Below are 212 nucleotides of genomic sequence, written 5' to 3' on the forward strand. Positions count from 1 at the left end.
ATTACCTTCGGTATCAACATATCGCGTCACTTGGAGTTCTGGTATTTCCACTTGTGGTGCTTCATTTGGGATTTCATGTTGAATTCGATCATACACATATGTTGTAATGCCATCTTCACTTGTAACTTTTCCTGTGTATTGCCATTTGTCTCCAATAATACCTGGCGGTTGGTGTGTGCCTTCTTCTGTGTCTTTAATTTCATTACCTTCGG

At 40.1% G+C, this 212-nt stretch carries 1 protein-coding gene; it reads right to left on the reverse strand.

The window, feature by feature from the left end; all coding sequences use genetic code 11:
* Positions 1 to 212, reverse strand: a 212-nt coding sequence (locus CD128_RS06575; RefSeq protein ID WP_231917267.1) for a hypothetical protein, incomplete at both ends; no start/stop codon positions are given.

It is taken from the genome of Staphylococcus croceilyticus (assembly GCF_002902575.1).
Classification (GTDB): domain Bacteria; phylum Bacillota; class Bacilli; order Staphylococcales; family Staphylococcaceae; genus Staphylococcus; species Staphylococcus croceilyticus.